Annotated in this window: 25 protein-coding genes; 22 read left to right on the forward strand and 3 right to left on the reverse strand. The window is 48.7% G+C overall.

Going from position 1 to position 22,679, the window contains the following annotated elements:
* The first annotated feature begins 281 nt into the window (after nt 1-281).
* From aroC to aroA, 12 genes are all read left to right on the forward strand, one after another.
* Complete coding sequence (aroC, locus tag HUG20_RS08180) at nt 282-1,454, forward strand: chorismate synthase (protein ID WP_200090003.1); 1,173 nt, start codon at nt 282-284, stop codon at nt 1,452-1,454.
* Nucleotides 1,454-2,542, forward strand: a complete 1,089-nt coding sequence (gene aroB / locus HUG20_RS08185; protein ID WP_200090005.1) for a 3-dehydroquinate synthase — start codon at nt 1,454-1,456, stop codon at nt 2,540-2,542. Before aroC ends, aroB begins: the two co-directional genes overlap by 1 nt.
* Nucleotides 2,539-2,931 (forward strand): chorismate mutase, encoded by a 393-nt coding sequence (aroH, locus tag HUG20_RS08190; protein ID WP_200090006.1) that lies wholly within the window; start codon nt 2,539-2,541, stop codon nt 2,929-2,931. The genes aroB and aroH overlap by 4 nt, the downstream gene beginning before the upstream one ends.
* 216 nt (nt 2,932-3,147) lie before the next feature.
* Nucleotides 3,148-4,644 carry an anthranilate synthase component I gene (gene trpE / locus HUG20_RS08195; protein WP_200090007.1) on the forward strand — a complete coding sequence of 499 codons (1,497 nt, stop codon included), beginning with the start codon at nt 3,148-3,150 and terminating at the stop codon, nt 4,642-4,644.
* On the forward strand, nt 4,641-5,669 hold the full coding sequence (gene trpD / locus HUG20_RS08200; protein WP_200090008.1) for an anthranilate phosphoribosyltransferase: 1,029 nt from the start codon (nt 4,641-4,643) through the stop codon (nt 5,667-5,669). Before trpE ends, trpD begins: the two co-directional genes overlap by 4 nt.
* The gene (gene trpC / locus HUG20_RS08205; RefSeq protein WP_200090009.1) at nt 5,662-6,432 is read left to right on the forward strand and encodes an indole-3-glycerol phosphate synthase TrpC; all 771 of its coding nucleotides are present in this window, start codon (nt 5,662-5,664) and stop codon (nt 6,430-6,432) included. The genes trpD and trpC overlap by 8 nt, the downstream gene beginning before the upstream one ends.
* Nucleotides 6,429-7,079: a phosphoribosylanthranilate isomerase gene (locus HUG20_RS08210; RefSeq protein WP_200090010.1), complete on the forward strand. Its 651-nt coding sequence runs from the start codon at nt 6,429-6,431 to the stop codon at nt 7,077-7,079. The genes trpC and HUG20_RS08210 overlap by 4 nt, the downstream gene beginning before the upstream one ends.
* Nucleotides 7,060-8,259, forward strand: coding sequence for a tryptophan synthase subunit beta (gene trpB / locus HUG20_RS08215; protein ID WP_200090012.1), 1,200 nt, complete (start codon nt 7,060-7,062; stop codon nt 8,257-8,259). The genes HUG20_RS08210 and trpB overlap by 20 nt, the downstream gene beginning before the upstream one ends.
* Complete coding sequence (gene trpA / locus HUG20_RS08220; RefSeq protein WP_200090014.1) at nt 8,252-9,052, forward strand: tryptophan synthase subunit alpha; 801 nt, start codon at nt 8,252-8,254, stop codon at nt 9,050-9,052. The genes trpB and trpA overlap by 8 nt, the downstream gene beginning before the upstream one ends.
* Nucleotides 9,053-9,087: 35 nt before the next feature.
* Entirely contained in the window at nt 9,088-10,185 is a 1,098-nt protein-coding gene (hisC, locus tag HUG20_RS08225) for a histidinol-phosphate transaminase (RefSeq protein WP_200090016.1), read from the forward strand.
* A 101-nt stretch (nt 10,186-10,286) separates the two neighbouring features.
* On the forward strand, nt 10,287-11,420 hold the full coding sequence (locus HUG20_RS08230; RefSeq protein WP_200090018.1) for a prephenate dehydrogenase: 1,134 nt from the start codon (nt 10,287-10,289) through the stop codon (nt 11,418-11,420).
* 14 nt (nt 11,421-11,434) lie between these two features.
* Nucleotides 11,435-12,733, forward strand: a complete 1,299-nt coding sequence (gene aroA / locus HUG20_RS08235) for a 3-phosphoshikimate 1-carboxyvinyltransferase (RefSeq protein WP_200090020.1) — start codon at nt 11,435-11,437, stop codon at nt 12,731-12,733.
* A 77-nt stretch (nt 12,734-12,810) separates the two neighbouring features.
* On the opposite strand, the gene HUG20_RS19440 is transcribed toward aroA, so the two are convergent.
* Nucleotides 12,811-12,942 carry a hypothetical protein gene (locus HUG20_RS19440; RefSeq protein WP_281392536.1) on the reverse strand — a complete coding sequence of 44 codons (132 nt, stop codon included), beginning with the start codon at nt 12,940-12,942 and terminating at the stop codon, nt 12,811-12,813.
* Nucleotides 12,943-13,244: 302 nt separating this feature from the next.
* On the opposite strand from HUG20_RS19440, the gene HUG20_RS08240 reads away from it, so the two are divergent.
* Together HUG20_RS08240 and HUG20_RS08245 are read left to right on the forward strand one after the other, a co-directional pair.
* On the forward strand, nt 13,245-14,513 hold the full coding sequence (locus tag HUG20_RS08240; RefSeq protein ID WP_200090022.1) for a tetratricopeptide repeat protein: 1,269 nt from the start codon (nt 13,245-13,247) through the stop codon (nt 14,511-14,513).
* 82 nt (nt 14,514-14,595) lie between these two features.
* On the forward strand, nt 14,596-15,066 hold the full coding sequence (locus HUG20_RS08245) for a YpiF family protein (RefSeq protein ID WP_200090024.1): 471 nt from the start codon (nt 14,596-14,598) through the stop codon (nt 15,064-15,066).
* Between the two features lie 36 nt (nt 15,067-15,102).
* Here HUG20_RS08245 and HUG20_RS08250 read toward each other — a convergent pair whose 3' ends face one another.
* Nucleotides 15,103-15,276, reverse strand: a complete 174-nt coding sequence (locus tag HUG20_RS08250) for a hypothetical protein (RefSeq protein ID WP_200090026.1) — start codon at nt 15,274-15,276, stop codon at nt 15,103-15,105.
* A 259-nt stretch (nt 15,277-15,535) separates the two neighbouring features.
* Between HUG20_RS08250 and HUG20_RS08255 the strand changes: the two genes are divergently transcribed.
* From HUG20_RS08255 to HUG20_RS08280, 6 genes are all read left to right on the forward strand, one after another.
* Nucleotides 15,536-16,033, forward strand: a complete 498-nt coding sequence (locus tag HUG20_RS08255) for a Rieske (2Fe-2S) protein (RefSeq protein ID WP_200090028.1) — start codon at nt 15,536-15,538, stop codon at nt 16,031-16,033.
* 14 nt (nt 16,034-16,047) lie between these two features.
* Nucleotides 16,048-16,719 carry a menaquinol-cytochrome c reductase cytochrome b subunit gene (gene qcrB, locus HUG20_RS08260; protein ID WP_114370398.1) on the forward strand — a complete coding sequence of 224 codons (672 nt, stop codon included), beginning with the start codon at nt 16,048-16,050 and terminating at the stop codon, nt 16,717-16,719.
* Nucleotides 16,720-16,815: 96 nt separating this feature from the next.
* Entirely contained in the window at nt 16,816-17,721 is a 906-nt protein-coding gene (locus HUG20_RS08265) for a menaquinol-cytochrome c reductase cytochrome b/c subunit (protein WP_200090029.1), read from the forward strand.
* Between the two features lie 84 nt (nt 17,722-17,805).
* The gene (locus tag HUG20_RS08270) at nt 17,806-18,405 is read left to right on the forward strand and encodes a DUF1405 domain-containing protein (protein ID WP_246476580.1); all 600 of its coding nucleotides are present in this window, start codon (nt 17,806-17,808) and stop codon (nt 18,403-18,405) included.
* 488 nt (nt 18,406-18,893) lie between these two features.
* Nucleotides 18,894-19,676 carry a sporulation protein YpjB gene (locus HUG20_RS08275; RefSeq protein WP_200090030.1) on the forward strand — a complete coding sequence of 261 codons (783 nt, stop codon included), beginning with the start codon at nt 18,894-18,896 and terminating at the stop codon, nt 19,674-19,676.
* A gap of 70 nt (nt 19,677-19,746) precedes the next feature.
* Nucleotides 19,747-20,421 carry a zinc metallopeptidase gene (locus tag HUG20_RS08280; protein ID WP_200090437.1) on the forward strand — a complete coding sequence of 225 codons (675 nt, stop codon included), beginning with the start codon at nt 19,747-19,749 and terminating at the stop codon, nt 20,419-20,421.
* A 150-nt stretch (nt 20,422-20,571) separates the two neighbouring features.
* Here the strand turns inward: HUG20_RS08280 and HUG20_RS08285 are convergent, their stop codons facing one another.
* Nucleotides 20,572-21,384: a YitT family protein gene (locus tag HUG20_RS08285; RefSeq protein ID WP_246476686.1), complete on the reverse strand. Its 813-nt coding sequence runs from the start codon at nt 21,382-21,384 to the stop codon at nt 20,572-20,574.
* 155 nt (nt 21,385-21,539) lie between these two features.
* Between HUG20_RS08285 and HUG20_RS08290 the strand changes: the two genes are divergently transcribed.
* Together HUG20_RS08290 and dapB are read left to right on the forward strand one after the other, a co-directional pair.
* Complete coding sequence (locus HUG20_RS08290; protein WP_200090032.1) at nt 21,540-21,899, forward strand: nucleotide pyrophosphohydrolase; 360 nt, start codon at nt 21,540-21,542, stop codon at nt 21,897-21,899.
* Nucleotides 21,886-22,677, forward strand: a complete 792-nt coding sequence (dapB, locus tag HUG20_RS08295; RefSeq protein ID WP_200090035.1) for a 4-hydroxy-tetrahydrodipicolinate reductase — start codon at nt 21,886-21,888, stop codon at nt 22,675-22,677. The genes HUG20_RS08290 and dapB overlap by 14 nt, the downstream gene beginning before the upstream one ends.
* The last annotated feature ends 2 nt before the right edge of the window (nt 22,678-22,679 follow it).

Below are 22,679 nucleotides of genomic sequence, written 5' to 3' on the forward strand. Positions count from 1 at the left end.
ATGAGGCTGTTTATGATATAATTTACTGCATAAAAGCGTTAAAGAATATTTATCCCGGTGGTAAGCGCCCGTAATCTCAGAAGTCAGAAAAGACCTTTTCCGGAAACGAGGAATGATCGGAAAAGCGGGCGCTAAACCCCTATTGCGACGCACAGGATGTGCTAGTGTCGGCGTTGCCACAAGACGTGGCGGTTTTAGCCGGCGTTCCTTAAAACCATCAGGGGAAAAACCCCTCTGATGGAAGTTTCACTTTATATATACATAGAGACAGGAGGAAGAACATGCGCTATTTAACGGCCGGTGAATCTCATGGTCCGGGACTGACAACGATTATAGAAGGGGTGCCGGCACATCTTCCGCTTGCCCAAAGCGACATCAACGATGAACTAAAGAGACGCCAGGGCGGATATGGCCGCGGCCGGCGCATGAAAATCGAAAAAGACCTCGTGGAAATTACGAGCGGCGTACGCCACGGGAAAACGACGGGCGCGCCCATAGCACTTTCGGTGACAAACGATGACTTTGTGCACTGGTCAAAGGTGATGGGTGTAGATGCCTTGCATCCCGAAGATGAAAAAATGGTCAGAAATAAAACAATCTCGCACCCCCGCCCGGGGCACGCGGACTTGAATGGGGCAATCAAGTACAACCACCGTGACATGCGCAATGTGCTTGAACGTTCTTCGGCACGTGAAACGACGATGCGCGTGGCAGCCGGAAGCGTGGCGAAAAAGCTGTTAAAAGCTCTGGGCATTACCGTCGGCGTCCATGTGCTCAACATTGGCGGGGTCAAAGCGGACGCAAATTACAGTGATGTCCACGATTTAATCCGGCGAGCTGAAAACTCCGATGTCCGCTGTGTCGATGAAGCGGCAAGCGAAAAAATGAAAGAAGCGATTGATGAAGCCAAAAAAAATGGCGATTCCATCGGTGGCGTCGTCCAAGTTGTGGCGGAAGGAGTTCCTATCGGTGTCGGGAGCCATGTTCATTATGACCGCAAGCTGGACGGAAAACTTGCAGGTGCGGTAATGAGCATCAATGCCTTTAAAGGCGTCGAGGTCGGTATCGGTTTCGAAGCAGCAAATCTTCCCGGCAGTCAAGTCCACGATGAAATTGCTTGGGACGAAGGGAAAGGCTATCACCGCAAAAGCAATCGTCTCGGCGGTTTTGAAGGCGGGATGACAAATGGCATGCCGATTAAGATCAACGGGGTGATGAAGCCGATCCCTACGCTTTATAAACCGTTGCAAAGTGTGGATATTGCTTCAAAGGAACCTTTTTCCGCGTCTATTGAGCGTTCGGACAGCTGTGCTGTTCCTGCGGCAGCAGTCGTTTGTGAAAATGTCATTGCGTTTGAACTTGCGGATGCCATCGTGGATATGTTCGGCCATGATCGTTTTGATCGCATCCAAGAAGCGGTTGATCGCCATCGCGGTGAAGCGAGTGAGTTTTAATGCAAACGATTGATGTGGCTTCTTCTTCGCACACGTATACGATTACGGTTGGAAAGCAATTGAGATTGTCCCCGTACAAGTATTTGCCGGACAATTTCCCCCGAAAAAAAAATCGGCTTCTCATTCTTGCCGATGAAACGGTTGCTTCCTATTATTTGGAAGATGTGCGCACGGCATACGCAGAAAAGCTGCCTGTGCATACGTACGTGCTTCCCGTGGGTGAAGAGATGAAATCATTTTCCGGATATGAGGAATTATTAAGCGCCTGTTTGCAAACGGGATTGGATCGCGAGAGTGCGATCATTGCCCTCGGTGGCGGTGTGATTGGTGATTTGGCAGGATTTGTGGCTGCCACTTATATGCGCGGCATTTCTCTTGTGCAAATGCCGACGACGTTGCTTGCCCACGACAGCAGCATCGGCGGGAAGACCGGAATCAATCATCCGGAGGGCAAAAATTTGATCGGCGCTTTTCACCAGCCCGAGGCCGTGATCTATGACATAGAGATGCTTGATACCTTGCCGAAAAAGGAATGGCTATGCGGGTTTGGTGAAATGATTAAGCATGGGTACATCGCAGATCCACAGTTGCTTGAACAACTTAAACAATTGAATCAATGCGCTGCCCTTACAATCAGTGATAAACTGCTGGCCTCCTCGATAGCCGTAAAAAAAGAGATCGTTCACGAAGACGAACGGGAGCAAGGCATCCGCGCGTATTTGAATTTTGGGCACACCCTTGCCCACGCTTTGGAACAAACAGCAGGTTATGGGATGCTGACCCATGGAGAAGCGGTTGTGAACGGCATGGTTTTTGCCTTGTATGTCGGCCGCCGACTCGGATATGACGGCCCTGATGCTGCTGAGGAACTGCGGTGGTTGCGCGCATTCGGATATTCATTTACGCCTTTGAAGCAAATGGATTCCGCTCGAATCTTGCAAGCAATGAAGCATGACAAAAAAAATCGCGGAGGCAGCGTTCGCTATGTGGTGCTCGCTGATGCCCAACAACCGATCATCGTTACGCTTGACGATGAACAACTTTTAACATACATGGATGCTTTCAAGAAGGAGATGGAGGTTACATGAGAGGCATTCGCGGAGCAACAACGGTTGATTATAATGAAGCAGAACATATATGGACACGGACGAGAAGGTTACTCGCGGAAATGATCGAGGCAAACAATGTCCGTCCCGACCAAGTGGTTCACATGTGGTTTACCGTAACATCCGACATTGATGCAGCCTTCCCTGCGAAAGCCGTCCGCATGCTTCCGGGAGACTGGTCATATGTGCCCGTGATGTGTGCGACGGAAATTCCGGTGCCGGACAGCTTGCCGCGATGCATTCGTGTGATGGTAACGGCAAATACGAAAGTTTCCCCGCGAGGGATCCGGCATGTCTTTCAGGAAGATGCCATTAAACTAAGGCCGGATTTGACAAAACAAGCCGGCGGGGATTATGCTAAAAAAGAGTAAAGGATAGTCGAGAAATATAGAATGAAAATGAGATGAGTGGAGAAGAGCAAGCGTCGAGAAGAGTTGAGACCAGTTGAGGTTTAGTGTGTCCTTCAGCCACTCATCCCGTTACCCCGGGATGAGTGTTTATTAATAACGAAACTATGAAAACCTCCGATTGCCATCTTCCGGTGCCTTCCCGCGTTTCTCTTTTTCAGGAGAGAGGTGTATCGATGCATGGTCACATCCTTTGATTCCTTTGTAAAAGAATGCGAAGATTACCGACTTGTTCCCATCATTGAGCGCATGTTTGCTGATACGACGACGCCGATTCAAATGTTCCGGCAATTGCAGGATAGCGCCGTCTGTTTATTGGAAAGCAATGACCGTACGTCCGAGTGGTCGCACTATTCATTTGTCGGTTTACACGCTGCTTATCAGATGATGGAAAACAAACAAGGATTTCAACTCACAAAAGCGGACGGAACAGTGCTTGTCACGGAATCGGATATGCAAACAGCGTTCCAACAGGCTTTTCAAGCTTTGAGGCCATCCCCGGCTGCTGATAGTGATGTCCCTTTTCCGGGGGGAGCCGTTGGCGCCCTTCCTTATGATGCGATCGTGCATGAGGAAAAAACGATTGACAAACCGAAAGAAGAGGCAATCGAATCGGTACACTTTCTGTTTTGTGAGACGATGATCGCCTTTGATCATGATCATGCAACCATTACGATCGTCCATTACAAAGATTGCGAGGGAAGAGTGGCGGAGGATGTTTACCGGGAAGGAAAGGATTATGTTGATGCGCTTGTGAAGCGTATGCAAGAAAGCAATCAATCCAGTTTTTCCGGTAAATTGCCGGAGAAAAGCGCTCCTTCTTTTGAAAGAGTGGCAACGAATTTTACCCGCGAAGCTTTTTTGGAAGCCGTGGAAAAAATTAAAGCGTATATTGCACAAGGTGATGTGTTTCAGACCGTCCTTTCCCAACGGTTTGAGTGTGATATTCACACATCGGCGTTTACGATCTATCGGGTATTGCGCCAATTAAATCCTTCTCCGTATATGTTTTTTCTGAAACTGGGAGAGAAAGAAATTGTCGGGAGTTCACCGGAACGTCTTGTGGAAGTAAAGAAAGGCGAAGTGGAAATCCACCCAATTGCCGGTACGAGAAAACGAGGCAAAAGTAAACAAGAAGATGACGTGCTTGCCGAAGAAATGCTCGCGTCGCCGAAAGAGCGGGCAGAACACCAAATGTTGGTTGATTTGGCAAGAAATGATGTTGGACGTGTGGCACGCTACGGGACAGTGCGGACACCGGTTTTTATGGAAGTCGGGAAATTTTCCCATGTGATGCATATTCTTTCAAAGGTTAGAGGCGAATTGCATGCGGATGTTCATCCGCTGACGGCTTTGCTTGCCGGATTTCCGGCCGGGACTGTGTCAGGTGCTCCGAAGGTGCGGGCAATGGAAATTCTCCAGGAGTTAGAACCGACAAACCGCGGCATTTATGCCGGGGGAATTGCCTACATCGCTTATAACGGCTATGTCGATTCCTGCATCGCAATTCGAACCATGGTGGTACAGAACAATCGCGTTCGCATCCAAGCCGGAGCCGGAGTCGTTGCCGACTCGGTGCCGGAAGAAGAGTACGAGGAAACGATGAATAAAGCAGCGGCGCTTTTTAGTGCCATTGAAATTGCAGAAGAGATGAGTATAGGGGAGATGAGCAAATGATGACAACGCGTGTTTTACAGTCCCTCCTCGAGGGAGAAACTCTTTCGGAAGAAACGGCTGAGTCGGTCATGACTGAAATGATGAGTGGAGAGGTGGAAGAGAGCCAAATCGGGAGCTTATTAACCGTTCTTCGCTATCGAAATGAAACCGTTGAGGAGTTAACGGGATTTGCGCGAGCGATGCGCAAAAACGCCGTTCCCGTTTCCAGGCCGCTCCATACACGCTTGCTTGATACGTGTGGAACAGGAGGAGACGGACGTTCCACCTTTAACATTTCGACGGCGACGGCCATTGGGGTTAGCGCATGCGGGGTCGCTGTCGCAAAACACGGGAATCGTTTTGTTTCCTCAAAAAGCGGCAGTGCTGATGTGCTGGAGCAGTTAAATGTCCCCATTGACACCGATCCGTCCGATTTGGAAACGGCGATTAATGAAAAAGGACTCTCTTTTTTGTATGCCCCCTTGTATCATCAAGCGATGAAACATGTGGCAAAAGCGCGGAAATCGTTGGGATTCCGTACGATTTTTAATCTTGTCGGCCCTTTGACGAACCCTGCCAATGCCGACGTGCAAGTCGTCGGCGTGTTTGATAAGGATTATGGTAAAATGATGGCAGAGGTGTTAAAACGCTTGGGGACGGAACGGGCGTTGTTTGTCACCGGCGAGGACGGCATTGATGAGATTACGATCAGCGGGAAAACGTATGTGACTGAATTAGATGGAGGCCGTATACGTTCGTATACGATCGAACCGGAGATGTTCGGAGTGCAAAGAGGCGCCCTTTCCGATATCCAAGTGTCTTCCGTCGCCGAAAGCGCTACGCTTATCCGGGATATTTTTAGCAATCGTGCATCGGAGAGCGCCACGGAAGTATTTTTGCTTAATATGGCTGCCGGGCTGTATGTGAGCGAGATTGAAAAAAGCTGGGAGGACGCTTACAAACGCGCGCGTCATGCGTTGACGGACGGTGCGATTCTTGCCCATCTTAGGCAATTGCAAAGAAAGGCAGGGAAAATTCATGCTTGAGAAAATCGTCGACCGAAAAAAAGAAGACTTAAAATTTTTCCAGCTCCCTCGCCGGGAAGAAATAAAGCGTCATTCGTTCAAGCAAGCCCTCGCTTATGCTGCCAATCGTGACGGGATCGGTCTAATCGCGGAAATTAAACGTGCGTCTCCATCAAAAGGCGTACTGGCAGAAGACCTTGATGTCGTCGAAAGAGCAAAAGCGTACGAAGCGGGAGGTGCCGATGCCATCTCCGTGCTCACGGATGGCCCTTATTTCCAAGGCTCCATCATGGATTTAGTCGCGGTAAAACGAGCGGTGAATGTGCCGGTGTTGCGCAAAGACTTTATCGTTGATGAACGGCAAATTGAAGAAAGTGCACGCATCGGTGCCGACGCGATTTTGTTGATCGCATCGGTCCTTGAGCCCGACCATTTAAAAGACATGGCCGAGATGGCCCAGGCGATAGGTTTGGAAACGCTCGTGGAAGTGCATACCAAAGATGAACTTGAACGTTTGCTCGATGTGTATGGTCCTTCAATGATCGGGATTAACAATCGCAATTTGCAAACATTTGCAACAGACACGGAACAGACTCGGGCGCTTTCCGCTTCTGTTCCGGCAGGCAGTTTTATCATAAGCGAAAGCGGTATTCACAGCGCCGGAGATGTTACTTTTGTAGCAAAAGCAGGTGCCAAAGCGATGTTAATCGGAGAAAGGCTTGTATCCGATGGCGACCCCGAAAAAACGATCCCGGATCTAAAGAAAGGGGCGTTGCTCGGGTGACAGGCATTAAATTTTGCGGACTGCAATCAAAGAAAGATGTAGAAAACGCGGTTGCCGCGGGAGCGACTGCTCTTGGCTTCGTGTTTGCAACCAGCAAACGCCAAGTGGCACCGGAAGCTGTCAACGAGTGGCTTGCTTCGGTTCATTTGCTTGAACAAAAAACGGTGGCCGTTTTTGTGGACCCGGATGCTACAGAAATAAAGACGATGCTGGAAAAGGTTTCCGTAGACGTATTGCAATTTCATGGGGATGAATCTCCGGAATTTTTAAGGGAAATCAAAAAAAGCACAGGCAAACAAGTGATCAAGGCGTTTCGCCATCAGAAAAAGACGCTTGACTTGTTTAGCGCTTTTGCCCCTGTTGCGGATGGATTTATCGTGGACGCCGGAACAAAGATTCAAAAGGGGGGAACCGGCAAACGTTTTGACTGGAGAGCCGTCCCTGTATATGTACACTTTGCGAGGCAATTGCATCGGCCTCTATGGATCGCGGGGGGTGTCTCGCCGGAAAATGTGCCGGAACTATTATCTTTTCAGCCCGATGGCATTGACGTATCCAGTGGGATCGAAACCGAACAGCAAAAAGATCGTAATAAAATGGAAACCATCACAAAGCAGGTGAGAGAAGATGGCTATGTCGTATCCTGATATACGCGGCCGATATGGAGAGTTTGGCGGAAAATATGTGCCTGAAACGGTGATGGCCGCGCTTGAGGAACTGGAAACCGGCTTTCAAGAGGCACTGGCGGATCCGACGTTTATGGAAAACTATCATGAGGTGTTGCAATCGTACGCAGGAAGAAGTACGCCACTCACGCATGCGAGTCGTCTATCGAAGCATGTCGGCGGTGCAAAAATCTATTTAAAAAGAGAAGATTTGTTGCACACCGGAGCCCATAAAATCAATAATGCCATTGGGCAGGCGCTCTTGGCGGTGCGGATGGGAAAGAAAAAAATTGTCGCGGAAACGGGCGCCGGACAGCACGGCGTCGCCACCGCCACCGCCGCCGCTAAATACGGATTGGAATGCAAGATTTTTATGGGTGCGAAAGATATGGAACGGCAACGCCTCAACGTTTTTCGCATGGAATTATTAGGCGCCGAAGTTGTATCGGCAACAAGCGGAAGCCAAACATTAAAAGATGCGACAAATGAAGCGATTCGCTACTGGGTCGCCAATGTTGATGATACGATGTACTTGATCGGCTCTGTTGTCGGCCCCCATCCATACCCGCAAATCGTCCGTGAATTCCAGCGTGTCATCGGAGACGAGGCGAAAGCTCAGCTGGAAGAAACGCCTGCAGCCGTCGTTGCCTGTGTCGGCGGCGGGAGTAATGCAATGGGAATATTCAGCGCGTTTCTTGCTGATGAACATGTGCGGCTATACGGGGCGGAAGCTGCGGGGCATGGCATTGACACAAACGATCATGCCGCGAGCCTTAGCAAAGGAAGCCCGGGCGTGATTCACGGCGCACTCACGTATTTGCTGCAAGATGAAGCAGGCCAAATTAGCGAACCTTACTCGATCTCGGCGGGGCTGGATTATCCCGGGATCGGACCGGAACACGCCTACCTGTCCGAGTCGGGGCGTGTAAGCTATGAAGCAATTAGCGACGAAGAAGCGATGGATGCCCTCGTGCTGCTTACAAAAACGGAAGGAATTTTGCCTGCCCTTGAAAGCGCGCACGCGCTTGCATTAGCGATGAAAAAGGCGAAGGAGATGCCATCGACGGAGCAAATGCTCGTTTGTTTGTCCGGACGAGGCGATAAAGACGTAGAAACGATAAGCAATGTGCAAAAAGGAAAGGAAGCCCACGAAGATGAATAGCGTTGAACAAGCTGCTCGCGCAGCAAACGACCAGTTGTTTATCCCCTACATGATGGCTGGGGACCCCTCCTTTGACGCTTCCGTTGAGATCGCCTTCACCCTACAGGAGAGTGGTGCCCATATTTTGGAATTAGGTGTTCCGTATACGGATCCGCTCGCTGACGGTCCGGTGATTCAAGAAGCCAGTATGCGAGCGCTTGAAGAAGAGATGACCCTTTCGAAAACATTTTCACTCGTACGCGCCATTCGTGATCGGGGTGTAACGATCCCGATTGTTCTTTTTTGTTATATTAATCCTTTATTAAGGTATGGAATTGACGGCGGTGTCGATGCAGCGGCTAATGCAGGCGCAGACGGTTGGTTGATCCCGGATCTCCCGTATGAGGAAAATGAAGAAGTGCGCCGTCGTTGTCACCAAAATGAATTGGCGCTCGTCTCCCTAGTTGCCCCGACTTCATGGGAACGCATACAAAAAATAGCTATGCAAGCGGAAGGTTTTTTATACTGCGTATCAAGTTTGGGAGTCACCGGCGTTCGGAAAACATTTGACGGTCGATTAGACGCATTTTTGCAAGAAGCCAAACGATACAGCAACGTGCCGCTCGCCATTGGCTTTGGCGTTTCCAGCAATGAGCAAGTAATGGCGATTCACGGAGAAGGATACGGGGTGATCGTCGGAAGCGCGATTGTACGGGAAATCGGCAAACATAAAGAAGCTTTGCGACAAGCGGATTTGCGCCCGCAAGCATTGAAAAATATCCAATCATTTGTGGAAACGCTCGTTTCGTCGTAAGATGATTGCAAGAAAAAGAAAAGGTGAGCGAAACTATGAATCTCAAAATGAAGCCCATTGTCGACGATTTAAAACCATATGAACCGGGGAAACCGATAGAAGTAGTGAAAGAGGAGTTAGGGCTTGAGTCGGTGATCAAGCTTGCTTCCAATGAAAACCCCCACGGCTCTTCCCGAACCGTGCAAAAACAGTTACAAGATGCAGAGATGCCAAACCTGTATCCGGACGGGCATGCGCGAGAACTGCGGCTAGCCGTTGCCGACCATCTGCAAGTAAAAGAAGGCCAATTGTTATTTGGCGCCGGTTCCGATGAAGTGATTTTACTCCTTTGCCGGGCAATGTTAACAGCACAGACGAACACCGTGATGGCGGCACCGACGTTTTCCCAGTATAAACAAAATGCAGCGGTTGAAGGGGCGAAGATTGTTGAGGTTCCCTTAAAAGACGGAGTGCACGATTTAGATGCGATGGCGGATGCCATCGATGATGAGACCCGCATTGTGTGGATTTGCAATCCGAATAACCCCTCCGGCACGTATGTGAGCACTGCTACGTTTTCCGCTTTTATGGAACGGGTGCCGAGCGATGTGCTTGTCGTCAGTGATGAGGCGTATGGAGAATATGTAGAGGCGGATGATTACCCGGATACGCTTGCGATGCTGGATACGTATGAGAACTTGTTAATTTTGCGCACGTTTTCGAAAATGTATGGCCTTGCCGGGTTAAGAGTCGGGTATGCGGTCGGTGCTCAAGCTTTGATTTCGAAATTGGAACCGTTAAGGCCGCCTTTTAATACAACGACATTGGCCCAGAAAGCAGCCATCGCCGCCCTTAATGACCAGGCGTTTGTGCAAGACTGCCGGGAAAAGAATATGCGCGAAAAAAACAAGCTGCAAACCTTTTTCCGGGAAATTGGTTGTTCTCCTTATCCCAGTGAAACGAATTTTCTTCTCGTGGACGTAGGAGTAAACGGGGATCGTGTTTTTGACGCCCTTCTGCACCGGGGGATCATTGTGCGTTCCGGGGAAGCGCTCGGTTTTCCGAATTGCATTCGCGTCTCAATCGGAACGGAAAAAGAAAACGAACAATTTATGGCGAGTTTCTCGGAATGGATAAACTTGCAAAATGCATAAAGAAAGAAATTGGATTGGGCGAAATCGGTGAAAAGAACCGATTTCTTCATCCAAACTAAACGTGCATGCGGCTCGGCTAACGAAAGGAATAGGTGAATGGTATGGAAAATGATACACCTGCGCATCCGCATGAATGCCCAAAAGCTGTAGTTATTGGTCTGGGCCTGATCGGCGGCTCGGTGGCTCTCGCCATTCGCGCTCGCCATCAAGTACATATTACCGGCGTTGATGTGCATGAAGCCTCTTTGCGCATGGCAAAAGCGTTGGAAATCATCGATGAAGGGCATACAACGATGGAAGAAAGCGTTCAACATGCAGATGTCATCATTATCGCCACTCCGGTCTCAAAGACATTGGAAATGATAGATGAAATTGCCAGCCTTCCTTTGAAGGATGGCGTGATCATTACAGATGTGGGCAGTACCAAAGGAACGGTGATGGCAGAAAGTGAGCGTCTGTTTCACACGAAAGAAGCCACATTTATCGGCGGTCATCCGATGGCAGGCTCTCATAAAAGTGGGGTGCAAGGTTCCAGGGGCGATTTGTTCGAAAATGCATTTTATTGTTTAACCCCCGGTAAAAACGCAGATGCATCAGAGGTCGAGCGTTTGAAACGGTGGTTAAACGGGACAAATGCGCACTTTATCGAATTGGATCCCAATCTTCATGACTTGTTCGCAGGCAGCGTAAGCCACCTGCCACATATCGTTGCGGCCTCGCTCGTCCATCAATTGGCAGAATTGCAACAGGACCACCCGGTACTCGGAGATCTTGCCGCTGGCGGATTTAAAGATATCACCCGCATTGCTTCGGCGAACCCGGTCATGTGGCGAGATATTTTAATGCATAACAAACATGTGCTCCTACCAATGATGGAGCGTTGGCAGTCGGATATGCAAACGATTCAAAACTTGATCGAAGAAGAAAACGATACGGGATTACAACAATTTTTTTCAGTAGCTAAGCAACATCGTGACGGTTTGCCGTCCAAAAAGAAAGGGGCCATCCCTTCTTTTTATGATTTGTTTGTGGATGTTGCGGACCACCCGGGCGTTATCTCGGAAGTAACGGGAATACTCGCGGACAAAGGCATAAGTATCACGAATATCCGCATCATGGAAGCTCGCGAGGATATCATGGGGGTGCTGCGATTGAGTTTCCGAAAAGAGGCAGATCGGCAAAAAGGCATGGATTGCCTGGAAGCTGAACAATTCAGTGTCTACATCAGTGAATGATCGGAGGGTTGTATATGGACAAGGAAACGATTACTGCTTCAAAAGCCTTGCGCGGAAGCACAACGGTACCCGGTGATAAATCCATTTCCCATCGCGCAGTGATGTTCGGAGCGATCGCTCACGGCCGTACGACTGTGAGCGGGTTTTTAGACGGAGAAGATTGCCGGCGAACCATTGCTTGTTTTCAAAAAATGGGCGTAGCCATTCAATATGATCAAACCCTTGGGACGGTTGTCATTGACGGACGAGGAATGGAAGGATTAAATGAACCTTCGGAGCTGCTGGATGTCGGTAATTCCGGAACGACGATCCGACTTATGCTCGGGATTTTGGCAGGGCGGCCATATTTTTCTGTTGTGGCCGGTGATGAATCAATCGCAAAACGGCCAATGGCGAGAATAACCGAACCATTACGGTCGATGGGAGCACAAATTCATGGGCGGCGAAACGGAACGTATACGCCAATCGCGATTCCCGGTGGGGGAAATAAATTAACGGGGATCGAATACAGCCTTCCGGTTGCGAGTGCACAAGTAAAGAGCGCGATATTATTGGCCGGATTACAGGCAGAGGGAAAGACAACCGTCCGGGAGGAATATCGTTCGCGAGACCATACTGAGCGTATGCTACAAGCGTTCGGAGCCAGGGTTGATGTTTCCGGTAACGAGGTTTCCGTCTCCGGCGGGCAGACGTTACAAGCCCGTGACGTGGAGATCCCCGGGGATATTTCTTCCGCTGCCTTTTTGCTCGCAGCCGCATCGATCGTGAAAGACAGCTGTTTACGCATTAAAAACGTCGGTGTAAATCCTACGCGTACAGGCATCATTGAAGCCCTTGTTGCGATGGGAGGAGATGTGACGTTCGAAAATGAGCGCACCCTCAGCGGTGAACCTGTTGCTGACATTATGGTCCGGGAAAAAACGTTGCATGGCGCTACAATCTCCGGGTCGCTGATTCCGCGTTTAATTGATGAACTTCCCGTTCTAGCGGTTATTGCGACGCAGGCAAAAGGACGTACTGTCATTAAGGATGCTGCGGAGTTAAAGTTTAAAGAGACTAATCGAATTGATACGACGGCTAAGCAATTGCGTCAACTGGGGGCGCAAATACAAGCAACGGAAGACGGCTTCATCATCGAGGGGCCGACCCCCCTCACCGGTGCGGAAATCAGCAGTTACAATGATCACCGGATCGGAATGGCGTTTACGATCGCCGGTTTAATTGCAAAAGGTGAAACGACGATCCATGGCGCTCGGGCGGCTGCCGTCTCTTTCCCGAAATTTTATACAACGTTACGTTTGCTAAATGATTAAAAATGAGAGGGTGCTTTTACGGCGAAACCCTTCGCCCGGGGAAAAATATTTAGGGATTGTTGAACAACTTGCAGCTATCAGCTGAAGCCGGGATGCCGCTTCCATGGCTTCGCTTTCCGCGGACGAACGGGCAAGCCTCCTCGCGCAAAACCGGCACTGCAGGGTCTTGACGCGTCCGTTTTTCCGCTGGAGGCTCGCCATTGCAGCACCGTCCCTCCGTACGTTGCCAGAAGTGCAAGGGTTTTTTTGCTTATAGGATGGATTTCCTTGCAAGTTAATTTATAACCCTGCTAAAAAATCATTGACAATGCCCCGGGGTGCTTTTATAATAATAATCAGCGTATGGTTTCTCTCCACTCCTATCCATAATCTTAGAGCAATTTTGGCTCGACCTGAAATGTAAGCGTTTACTCGCAATGCATTCAGGTTTTTTTTATGCGTTTCGTTTGCTATACTTGAGAGGGATTAGACATTAAATGAATAGGAGCCTATCGCAGAGAGGGAGATTTTTTTGCAGACAGAAATGGAACGGGCGCTTGGCCTTATTGAGCAAGGGGATGTGCAAGGCGGCCTGCAAAAAATAAGCGGGATCGAGAAAAACGCCGACGATGATCAACTGTTTGAAATTGCCACGCTTTATCAATCGCTCGGCCATCCGCAGGAAGGGCTCCGAATTGCCGACAAACTATTGGCCACGTATCCGTTTGAAGGAAGCCTGTTGACGCTGAAAGCGGAAGCGGCCATTGACTTGGACCGGGAAGAAGAAGCGATTGATTTGCTGGAATCGATTGATACGGCTGATGATGCCTTTGTGGAAGCGCAGATGTTGCTCGCTGATTTGTATCATCTCCAAGGGCTTGAGGAAGTAGCGGAAAGGAAATTGTTTTTGGCACTTGAGCAAGCGCCGGAGGAACCGGTTTTATTGGCGGGCATCGGGAGTTACTACGTTGAACAAGGGAGTTACCAAAGCGCCATTCCATACTTAAAACAAGCGCTTCAAGAAGGGTTTGATCCGAAAGAATCGAATCTGCACTTGCTTTTGGCCGAGTCCTACAGCAATACGGGAGCATTTGAAACGGCAATGACTTATTACGATCAAGCTACCGAAGATCAAAAAGAACCGCGCGCATTGTTTGGGTTCGGGTTTACTGCATTGCAACTCGGTGACTATAAAACAGCGATGGAACAACTCGAAGCTTTACGGGAGGCCGATCCCGAATACACTAGCTTGTATGCTCCGCTAATCGAGGCGTACGAGGCGGAGCGGCAGTATGAAAAAGCTTTGAAAACCGCTGAAGCTGGTTTGGAAGCGGACGAATACAATGAACATCTCTATGCAGAAGCGGGACGCTTTCAACATGCCTTCGGAGAGCTGGAAAAAGCGGAGGATCATTTGCGGCAAGCGCTTGCGCTTAATCCCGGGAATGTGGATGCAAGCGCCAAATTGTTGGAAATATATGCTGATATGGAACGAAGCGATGATATAAAAAAAACCATTGAAGAGTTGCGGGAAGCAGGCGAAGATGACCCAATGCTTACTTATTACGAGGGGAAAGCCCATTATATCGATGATGAAATCGAAGAAGCATTGCCGTTCTATGAACGAGCCGCTGCATATTTGGGAACAAATGGAGAAGCATTGGAAGAGTATGGAAACCTTTTGTTGGAAAACGGCAGACAAAAAGAAGCCCTTTCCGTTCTCGTCGATGCGCTGCAGTACCAGCCTGATAATCATGAATTGGCAATGTTTGTGGAAGAGTTACAATCCCGTGAACAATAGCATGTTTTTTCTTTATGGACTGGCTTTTTTTCACGCAAATCCGTTATAATTGTATGCAGATGTTGAAAAAGGAGTTCCCGCAATGCGATGGCAAACGGCAGATATTGATACGTATCAACAATCCCAATCCTATGTGGACACGGCTCTCGTTCCTCTTTTATCCGTTTCCCTAGGGGAGGAGATGAAGAACCACGTAGCGATGGGGGAATATATATCTTTGATTGCGATGGAAATGGAAAAGCAGTTTCGCGGGAGATTATTGCAACTGCCTCCGCTCGTCTACCCGCAGAATGAACCCCGGGAAGAGCTGCTTCGGCACGTGGGCGTTTGGGTCGATGAATTGAAAGCGAATGGAAAAAATCACGTGATCTGGATAACGTCAGACCCTGCGTGGAAAAATGATGAAAATGACCTCCCCGGTCTTTTGCTATGGTTCCCGCATTTGCCCATCGAGCACATGGACAAGAAGTTACAACAAAAGACGATGAACGAGCAAATGAAAGAAATTCTGCCGCAAGTAATGAAGGAATGGCAAAAGGAAAACGGCATATAAAAACATATGTAGGGATTGCTGAACAACTTGCAGCTATCAGCTGAAGCCGGGGGGAAGTCGCTTCCATGGCTGCGCTTTCCGCGGACGAACGGTCAAGCCTCCTCGCGCAAAACCGGCGCTGCGGGGGCTTGACGCGTCCGTTTTTCCGCTGGAGTCTCGCCATTGCAGAAGTGCAAGGGTTTTTTGCTTATAGGATGGATTTCCTTGCATCCAGTTTTGACAACAGCAACGGAAAATGCTTATGTGCCAGTCTTTTTTCGTTATTCAGCAGTCCCTATGGAAGTACCTTTGTGCAAAAGATTGACATGCTCTGAGCCGCTAGGCTATTATGTATATGTCTTAATCTTGTCCGTTTATTCGAGCGGCAACGGCGAAAAGGTACAAATATCGCACCACCGTTCAATAATATCCCGGCATCATAGAGAGCGAAACTTTCGTGAAAAGTTTTCAAGAACGTAGGGGGAGTAAAATGGAGAAAAATCACAACGTATCAAGACGACAATTTTTAACCTATGCGTTATTAGGTACGGGCGGTTTTATGGCCGCTGGATTGATCATGCCTATGGTTCGGTTTGGCGTGGATCCCATATTGCAAGCCGATGCAGAAGAGGACATGATTGACGTAGCGGGAGTAGATGAATTGACGGATGTGCCCCAAGCCTTTGATATGGAATATGAACAGGATCACGGATGGCATGTGGAGCAGGTGACGGAAACGGTATGGATGTTTTTGGACGGTGAAGAGGTTGTCGCACTATCGCCGACCTGTACGCACTTAGGTTGTACAGTGAGCTGGGGGACAGATGCGGATAATCCGGAACAGTTCTTTTGCCCCTGCCACTTCGGAAGGTTCGAAAGAGACGGAACGAACGTTCCTGGAACGCCACCGACGGAACCGCTACACCGTTATGATCACGACGTCCGCGACGGCAGAGTATTACTGGGTAATCCATCACCACAAGTCTAGGAGGGGCATTGATAATGTTACAACGTATCTACGATTGGATTGATGATCGTATAGATGTCACCCCACTATGGCGGGACGTGGCTGATCACGAGGTGCCCGAACACGTAAACCCCGGGTACCATTTCTCGGCATTTGTATATTGCTTCGGGGGATTGACGTTTTTTACGGTCGTTATCCAAATTCTATCCGGCATGTTTTTGACGATGTATTACGTACCCGATATTGTGAACGCACACGCGTCTGTGGAGTATTTGCAGACTGATGTGGCGTTTGGGATGATTGTGCGCGGGATGCACCATTGGGGAGCCAGTGTTGTTATTGTCATGGTGTTTCTACATACGTTACGGGTATTTTTCACAGGCTCATACAAAAAACCCCGTGAAATTAACTGGGTTGTAGGTGTGCTGCTATTTTTCATTATTTTAGGCCTTGGGTTCACCGGCTATTTACTCCCGTGGGATATGAAGGCTTACTTTGCCACCCAAGTCGGCTTGGAGATTGCCGAAAGCGTTCCCGTTGTCGGGGACTTGATAAGCAACTTGTTGGCCGGAGGAGAGTTCATCGGAGCACAGACGCTTACGCGTTTCTTTGCCATCCACGTTTTCTTCTTGCCGGGAGCATTGCTCGGGCTCATTGCCATTCATTTTATTATGATTCGCAAACAGGGCATATCCGGACCACTATAGGAAATTGCCCCCAATAAGTTGAAATGAGGTAAACCCTATGGTGCTTGCCATTAAAGGCGAGTTCCGGGTTTTCCTAAACTCTGAGGAGGGGAACCGATGCATCGAGGAAAAGGAATGAAGTTCGTTACGGACTCCAGAATTCCGGAACGCGAACATCGCATGGAAAACATACCTAAAGATTATTCGGAATACCCCGGCAAGACAGAGGCTTTTTTCCCGAACTATTTGCTGAAGGAATGGCTTGTCGGCGCTGTATTCCTCATCGGCTTTCTCTGTTTAACGGCCGCTCATCCTGCGCCGCTTGAACGGGAAGCTGATCCTATGGATTCGAGTTATATCCCATTACCGGACTGGTTTTTCCTGTTTTTGTATCAACTGCTTAAATATCAATATGCATCCGGCGATTACGTTGTCCTGGGTACGGTCATCCTTCCCGCACTTGCTTTTGGCGCATTAATATTGGCGCCGTGGCTCGATAATGGACCGGAACGAAGGTTGTCCAAGCGGCCGATTGCAACCGGGATGATGACGCTCGGGGTTATGGCTGTCATTTATCTAACCTGGGAATCGGTCGATCAACATGACTGGGAAGCAGATGCAGAACAGGCCGCCATGGATGATGAAGACATTCAGGAAGTCGATCAAGATATCGAGGGTTACGATATCTATCAGGCGCAGGGGTGTATTTCTTGTCACGGGGAAAACATGGAAGGGAACCCCGGTGTCAATGGACCTCCCCTATATGACCTTCCTTATGACGCGGAAGGCGTTGCCGAAATTTCCCAAGAAGGGATCGGAGAAATGCCGGCGGATATGTTTGATGGAACGGAAGAAGAATTGCAAATTCTATCCGAATACGTTGTTGACGGCGGTGGCACGAACGAAGAACTGGAATACCTGGATGAAGGTGACGCCGACGGAGATGACGCAGAAGAAGATGAAGACGACGAAAATGGCGATGATGAAGATAACGGTGAAGAAGACGCAGAAGAGGAAGCATAGTGACGTTAGAAAAAAGCTGACCAATGTCAGCTTTTTTCATCCTGCTCAGCAGCATTTCAGCATATCAAATGGGGAGTGGCCGGTTTGCGAATAGTCATTGGTTTTTTAGCCCGTCCGTCCATGCTATGGGTGTTGTTATTCATCAACGGCGGGGGTACGCTATATGGATTTTATTGGTATGAAGGGCAGCTGGCGCAAACGCCTGCTTATTTTCTGCCTTTCGTTCCTGATAGCCCAACCGCCAGCTTGTTTTTTACCGGGGTGTTGGCGGCATTTCTTTTGCGTAAACATATCGGGCTATTGGAAGCATTCGCGGCAGTCACGCTCATGAAATATGGCATTTGGGCAGTAGTCATGAATTTGGGTGCCGATCTCATGGGAGGACCGGTGAATTGGCAAAATTACATGTTGATCGCCTCCCACTTTGGGATGGCGTTGCAAGCTGTGTTGTTTTTGCCCTATTACCGCATTAAACTCTGGCATCTTGTTGTGGTAGGAATTTGGACCGTCCATAACGATATCATTGACTACGTTTTTGGAATGCATCCTTGGGTAAGCCCGGCTTTGATGCCCTATATCGATCATATCGGCTATTTTACCTTTTGGCTTGGGTTGGCAGCGATCGCTATTGTTTACATTTTCAATGTGCGCCACCATCGGTATCGTCTTTCTTTGCCCCGTTAACGTATTTGCTGATTCTTCCCTTTCAAATCTTTGATTTGGTGGGGGATGAATCGGCTCTTTTTATTTTTACGTAAAAATAAAAATCCTTGCACTTCTGGCAACGTATGGAGGGATGACGCTGCAATGGCATAGACATTAAAACGGACGCGTCAAGCCCCTGCAGCGCCGGTTTTGTGCGAGGAGGCTTGACCTTCGTCCGCGGAAAGCACAGCCATGGAAGCGACATCCCCCGGCTTCAGCTGATAGCTGCAAGTTGTTCAGCAATCCCTAAATAAATGGTTTCGACTGTAGGCCAAGGCCCTGTCCGAGCAGTATAAAACAAAGCCCCGGAAGATGATGTAAGACGCGGTTCACATAGAACAAAGCTATCGTCTATGAAAAGGGAAGCTCCATCAAAATCTTTGATTTAGGAGGAGAGGTTCACCTGGTCTACTCTTGTCCTTTTTTTCATATGCTCTTGGTAAGAGGACAAGGGAGGGGGCTGTTCGGTGCGCGGCTGGTTAATCATGCTTGCGGCGGTGATCTTTCTTGTAGGTATCGGCGCGGAGCAGGAAGAACAAGGACATGAAGAATGGGCATACATCGATGCCGAAGCCGAAGAAATCGTTGCACTCGTTCAATCCGAAAATAATGAAGAAGGGCGGGCCCGGGTGCAGGCACTTGCCGATGAGTTAACAGAAGCAGATTATGAGACAATGGCATTGGATGTTCACGATATGGGCACGATTATAATGAGTTATGAACGCCTACAAGGGGCGCTTACGGAAGTGTCACTTGCTCGGGATGAACGACTTGCGCAGGCTTTGGGTTTTCATTATGCCGTTGATGCCGTCCTTCATCCGGAAAATCCGAAGTGGAAAGAAACAAGGCGTGATGTCGAAGAGCAATTGGCCCAGTTACGGGATGCAGTGTCAGAAGGCGGGAGTTCTTTTCAACATGCGTGGAATGATTGGAGGAAAACATTTGAAATGATTTATCCAGCGGCGACGTTGCGTTTGTCGCCGTCCGAACGCGAAGAAGTGCGTTCGCTCGTTACATTCATGGAAGAACATAGCCACCGTTTGAAAGATGAAAAGGAAGCGCAGCCGTTTTTTGATGCGCTGGAAGCGCAAATGATTCGTTTATATGAAGGCGACATCGAGGAAAATGATCCATCATTAATCGCGGTCATTGCTATCATTAGCGGAGCGATTTTGCTTTCGCTCTCGTATACCGGATGGAAAAAATATCGGGGTGAAGCAAGCCGGAACCGGAGAAGGCGTGATCGTTGACGTAAACACGCACTTTCATTAAAATAAAAGTAGGGTTGGAGAGAAGTGTGGAGGTGAAAGCATGGATTTAATGACGCTTTTGATTTATTTTGCCCTGATTATGATTATCCCTATTTATGCGCAAATGCGTGTGAAATCCACGTACAGCAAATATTCGCAACTAAGTAACAGTTCGGGGATGACAGGCGCACAAGTGGCGATGAAAATCATGCAAGATAATGGTATTTATGATGTCAATGTTGAACCAGTCAAAGGAAAACTTACAGACCATTATGATCCCCGTTCGAAAACGGTGCGGTTATCGGAAGATAACTATTATGGAACTTCAATTGCCGGCACATCCGTCGCGGCACACGAAGTAGGACACGTCATTCAGGATGCGGAAGATTACAGTTTTATGCGCCTTCGTTCTTCGCTCGTTCCCGTAGCGAGTTTCGGTTCGAACGCGGCAATCTTTTTGATTATTGGCGGGATGCTCCTGCAATTCAGCGGTTTGATGCTCGTCGGGATTTTCGCGATGGCCGCGGCGGTCGTGTTCCAACTCGTTACCTTGCCGGTTGAATTTAACGCAAGCAGCCGGGCGATGACACAGATGGTCTCAAGCGGCATCATTCGCAACGACGAAGAAAAAGAATCAAAAAAGGTATTGAACGCCGCTGCTCTTACGTACGTGGCGGGTGCGCTCGTCGCCGTATTGGAACTTGTTCGCTTCGTCCTCATGTATGTGATGATGAACAACGACTAATTAATTGTAAACCATGCGCCAGGGAGCCCCACGGCCCCGGCGCTTTTTGTTATGCGTAACAATGAGGGTGTGTTAGCTGGGTCATTTCCGTTTGGCTGATAATTTAACGATTTCGGCTGATAAAGTAGAAAAAGCCTGTAGTCCTTTATGTTATTGCAACGGCTTTTGTTCGTCATCGAATGTAAATCCTTCCCCGGCAATATCTTGAACGTTGGAGATGGATACGAACGCTAAAGGATCGACTTTGTCGATAATGTTTTTTAAACGGGTGATTTCATGACGGCTGACGACACAATAAAGAATTTCCTTATTCGTACCGGTGAAAGAACCGCGTCCGCTAAGGAGCGTTGCCCCTCGATTCATTTCGAGCAGGATTGCATCTGCAATAGCCGCGCTGTTTTCTGATATAATAAAGGCAGCCTTTCCGGAATAGGCACCTTGCTGGATGAAATCTACAACCCTGGACGCCACAAATACGGCAACAAGTGTATACATCGCTTCTCGGTAATTTAAATAGACGAGCGAGGAAACAATGACCATCGCATCGATGATGAAGAGCGTCCGACCCATACTTACACCAGAATAGTTAAACATAAGTTTGGCGATAATGTCGGCACCGCCGGTCGTCCCCCCGTATCGGAAGACCATTCCCAAACCTGTCCCGATAAAAACGCCGGCGAAGAGTGCGGCAAGCGTAAGGTCGTCTTGAAGCGGGACGTCAACAATCCGGTAGGTTTGGAATAACCATAGAAAAAAGGAAAGCCCAAACGTTCCGATCAATGTGTAAATGAAAAGGGAACGGCCAAGGACACGATACCCGATAAAAAACATGGGAATGTTGAGCACGATGTTGGAAATTGCGGGATCAATTGTGAAAACGAAAAAAAGGATAAGGGTAATCCCCGTAAATCCACCGTCGGCAAGATTATTTTCCATGTTAAAATAAACGAGTCCGAACGACATGAGCGCAGTTCCGAGCAGCACTAAAATGACGCGTTTGCCGTGTTGAAAAAAATGTTTCAAGTGCGTGCCTCCTTTGTCGTGAGGTAAGCCCATCATATTATAGGCGTTTTTGACGTAAGGGGCAAATGTTCAAAAAAGAAAGGGAGGAAGAAACGATGAACGAGCCATCAATGAAAGCGATGCAATCGGAAGTGGACGAATACATAGGCCAGTTTAAAGAAGGTTATTTTTCTCCGTTGGCCATGCTGGCACGTATGTCGGAAGAGGTTGGTGAATTGGCACGGGAAGTTAATCACTACTATGGGGAAAAACCGAAGAAAACAAATGAACAGGAAAAGGAAATGGAAGAAGAACTCGGTGATCTTCTCTTCGTGCTCATTTGTTTTGCCAACTCGCTTGATATTGATTTGACAGAGAGTTTTACAAGCGTCATGCATAAATTTAACGATAGGGATCGTAATCGTTGGACATCCATTATTAATGAAGGAGAGGGAAATAACAATGGCGAGTCGTGATATTCGTATTATTTTGGCGGGACCGCGTGGCAAAATGGGCACGGCGGCCCGGGATTTGATTGCCCATACCGCACATTTTTCACTTGTTGCCTGTGTGGACCATAAACCGCAAACAGAGACACATTTTTCGGACGGGGATGTTCCAATCTTCACGGATGCTGACCGCTGCTTTTCCGAGGTGGAAGCGGATGTGTTGATTGATTTAACAACACCGCAAGCGGCAAAAACCCATTTGGAAATCGCACTCGATCATCACGTTCGTCCTGTGATCGGTACGACGGGGTTCACGGATGAGGAAATTGAACAGTTAAGGGCAAAAGCAGAAAGTAAGTCTCTGGGTGCCATGATCGTGCCGAATTTTGCAATAGGTGCGGTGTTAATGATGAAATTTTCACAAATGGCGGCCCGATATTTCGATGATGTAGAGATTATCGAGCGGCATCATGACCGCAAACTAGATGCTCCGTCGGGTACAGCTTTAAAAACTGCGAACCTCATTTCCGACGTTCGCGGAGAGAAAAAACAAGGGCATCAGAATGAAAGCGAGACGCTCGAAGGCGCTAGAGGCGGACAGGTCGAAGGAATGCCGATTCACAGTGTTCGTTTACCGGGCCTTGTGGCTCATCAAGAAGTTGTCTTCGGCGGCAGTGGACAAACGTTAACGATACGGCACGATTCCATTGACCGCGGTTCGTTTATGCCGGGTGTGAAACTGGCAGTGGAAACGGTAATGGCGACAAAAACGCTCATTTACGGGCTCGAGCAGGTTATCGAGTGATC

This window comes from Salicibibacter cibi (assembly GCF_016495865.1).
GTDB lineage: Bacteria > Bacillota > Bacilli > Bacillales > Marinococcaceae > Salicibibacter > Salicibibacter cibi.

What these genes read in the sequence shown, in the direction of transcription:
- aroC (WP_200090003.1), top strand. Translation starts at nt 282, where the DNA reads ATGCGCTATTTAACGGCCGGTGAATCTCATGGTCCGGGACTGACAACG.
- aroB (WP_200090005.1), top strand. Translation starts at nt 1,454, where the DNA reads ATGCAAACGATTGATGTGGCTTCTTCTTCGCACACGTATACGATTACG.
- aroH (WP_200090006.1), top strand. Translation starts at nt 2,539, where the DNA reads ATGAGAGGCATTCGCGGAGCAACAACGGTTGATTATAATGAAGCAGAA.
- trpE (WP_200090007.1), top strand. Translation starts at nt 3,148, where the DNA reads ATGGTCACATCCTTTGATTCCTTTGTAAAAGAATGCGAAGATTACCGA.
- trpD (WP_200090008.1), top strand. Translation starts at nt 4,641, where the DNA reads ATGATGACAACGCGTGTTTTACAGTCCCTCCTCGAGGGAGAAACTCTT.
- trpC (WP_200090009.1), top strand. Translation starts at nt 5,662, where the DNA reads ATGCTTGAGAAAATCGTCGACCGAAAAAAAGAAGACTTAAAATTTTTC.
- trpB (WP_200090012.1), top strand. Translation starts at nt 7,060, where the DNA reads ATGGCTATGTCGTATCCTGATATACGCGGCCGATATGGAGAGTTTGGC.
- trpA (WP_200090014.1), top strand. Translation starts at nt 8,252, where the DNA reads ATGAATAGCGTTGAACAAGCTGCTCGCGCAGCAAACGACCAGTTGTTT.
- hisC (WP_200090016.1), top strand. Translation starts at nt 9,088, where the DNA reads ATGAATCTCAAAATGAAGCCCATTGTCGACGATTTAAAACCATATGAA.
- HUG20_RS08230 (WP_200090018.1), top strand. Translation starts at nt 10,287, where the DNA reads ATGGAAAATGATACACCTGCGCATCCGCATGAATGCCCAAAAGCTGTA.
- aroA (WP_200090020.1), top strand. Translation starts at nt 11,435, where the DNA reads ATGGACAAGGAAACGATTACTGCTTCAAAAGCCTTGCGCGGAAGCACA.
- HUG20_RS08245 (WP_200090024.1), top strand. Translation starts at nt 14,596, where the DNA reads ATGCGATGGCAAACGGCAGATATTGATACGTATCAACAATCCCAATCC.
- HUG20_RS08250 (WP_200090026.1), bottom strand. Translation starts at nt 15,276, where the DNA reads ATGCAAGGAAATCCATCCTATAAGCAAAAAACCCTTGCACTTCTGCAA.
- HUG20_RS08255 (WP_200090028.1), top strand. Translation starts at nt 15,536, where the DNA reads ATGGAGAAAAATCACAACGTATCAAGACGACAATTTTTAACCTATGCG.
- qcrB (WP_114370398.1), top strand. Translation starts at nt 16,048, where the DNA reads ATGTTACAACGTATCTACGATTGGATTGATGATCGTATAGATGTCACC.
- HUG20_RS08265 (WP_200090029.1), top strand. Translation starts at nt 16,816, where the DNA reads ATGCATCGAGGAAAAGGAATGAAGTTCGTTACGGACTCCAGAATTCCG.
- HUG20_RS08280 (WP_200090437.1), top strand. Translation starts at nt 19,747, where the DNA reads ATGACGCTTTTGATTTATTTTGCCCTGATTATGATTATCCCTATTTAT.
- HUG20_RS08285 (WP_246476686.1), bottom strand. Translation starts at nt 21,384, where the DNA reads ATGTCGTTCGGACTCGTTTATTTTAACATGGAAAATAATCTTGCCGAC.
- HUG20_RS08290 (WP_200090032.1), top strand. Translation starts at nt 21,540, where the DNA reads ATGAACGAGCCATCAATGAAAGCGATGCAATCGGAAGTGGACGAATAC.
- dapB (WP_200090035.1), top strand. Translation starts at nt 21,886, where the DNA reads ATGGCGAGTCGTGATATTCGTATTATTTTGGCGGGACCGCGTGGCAAA.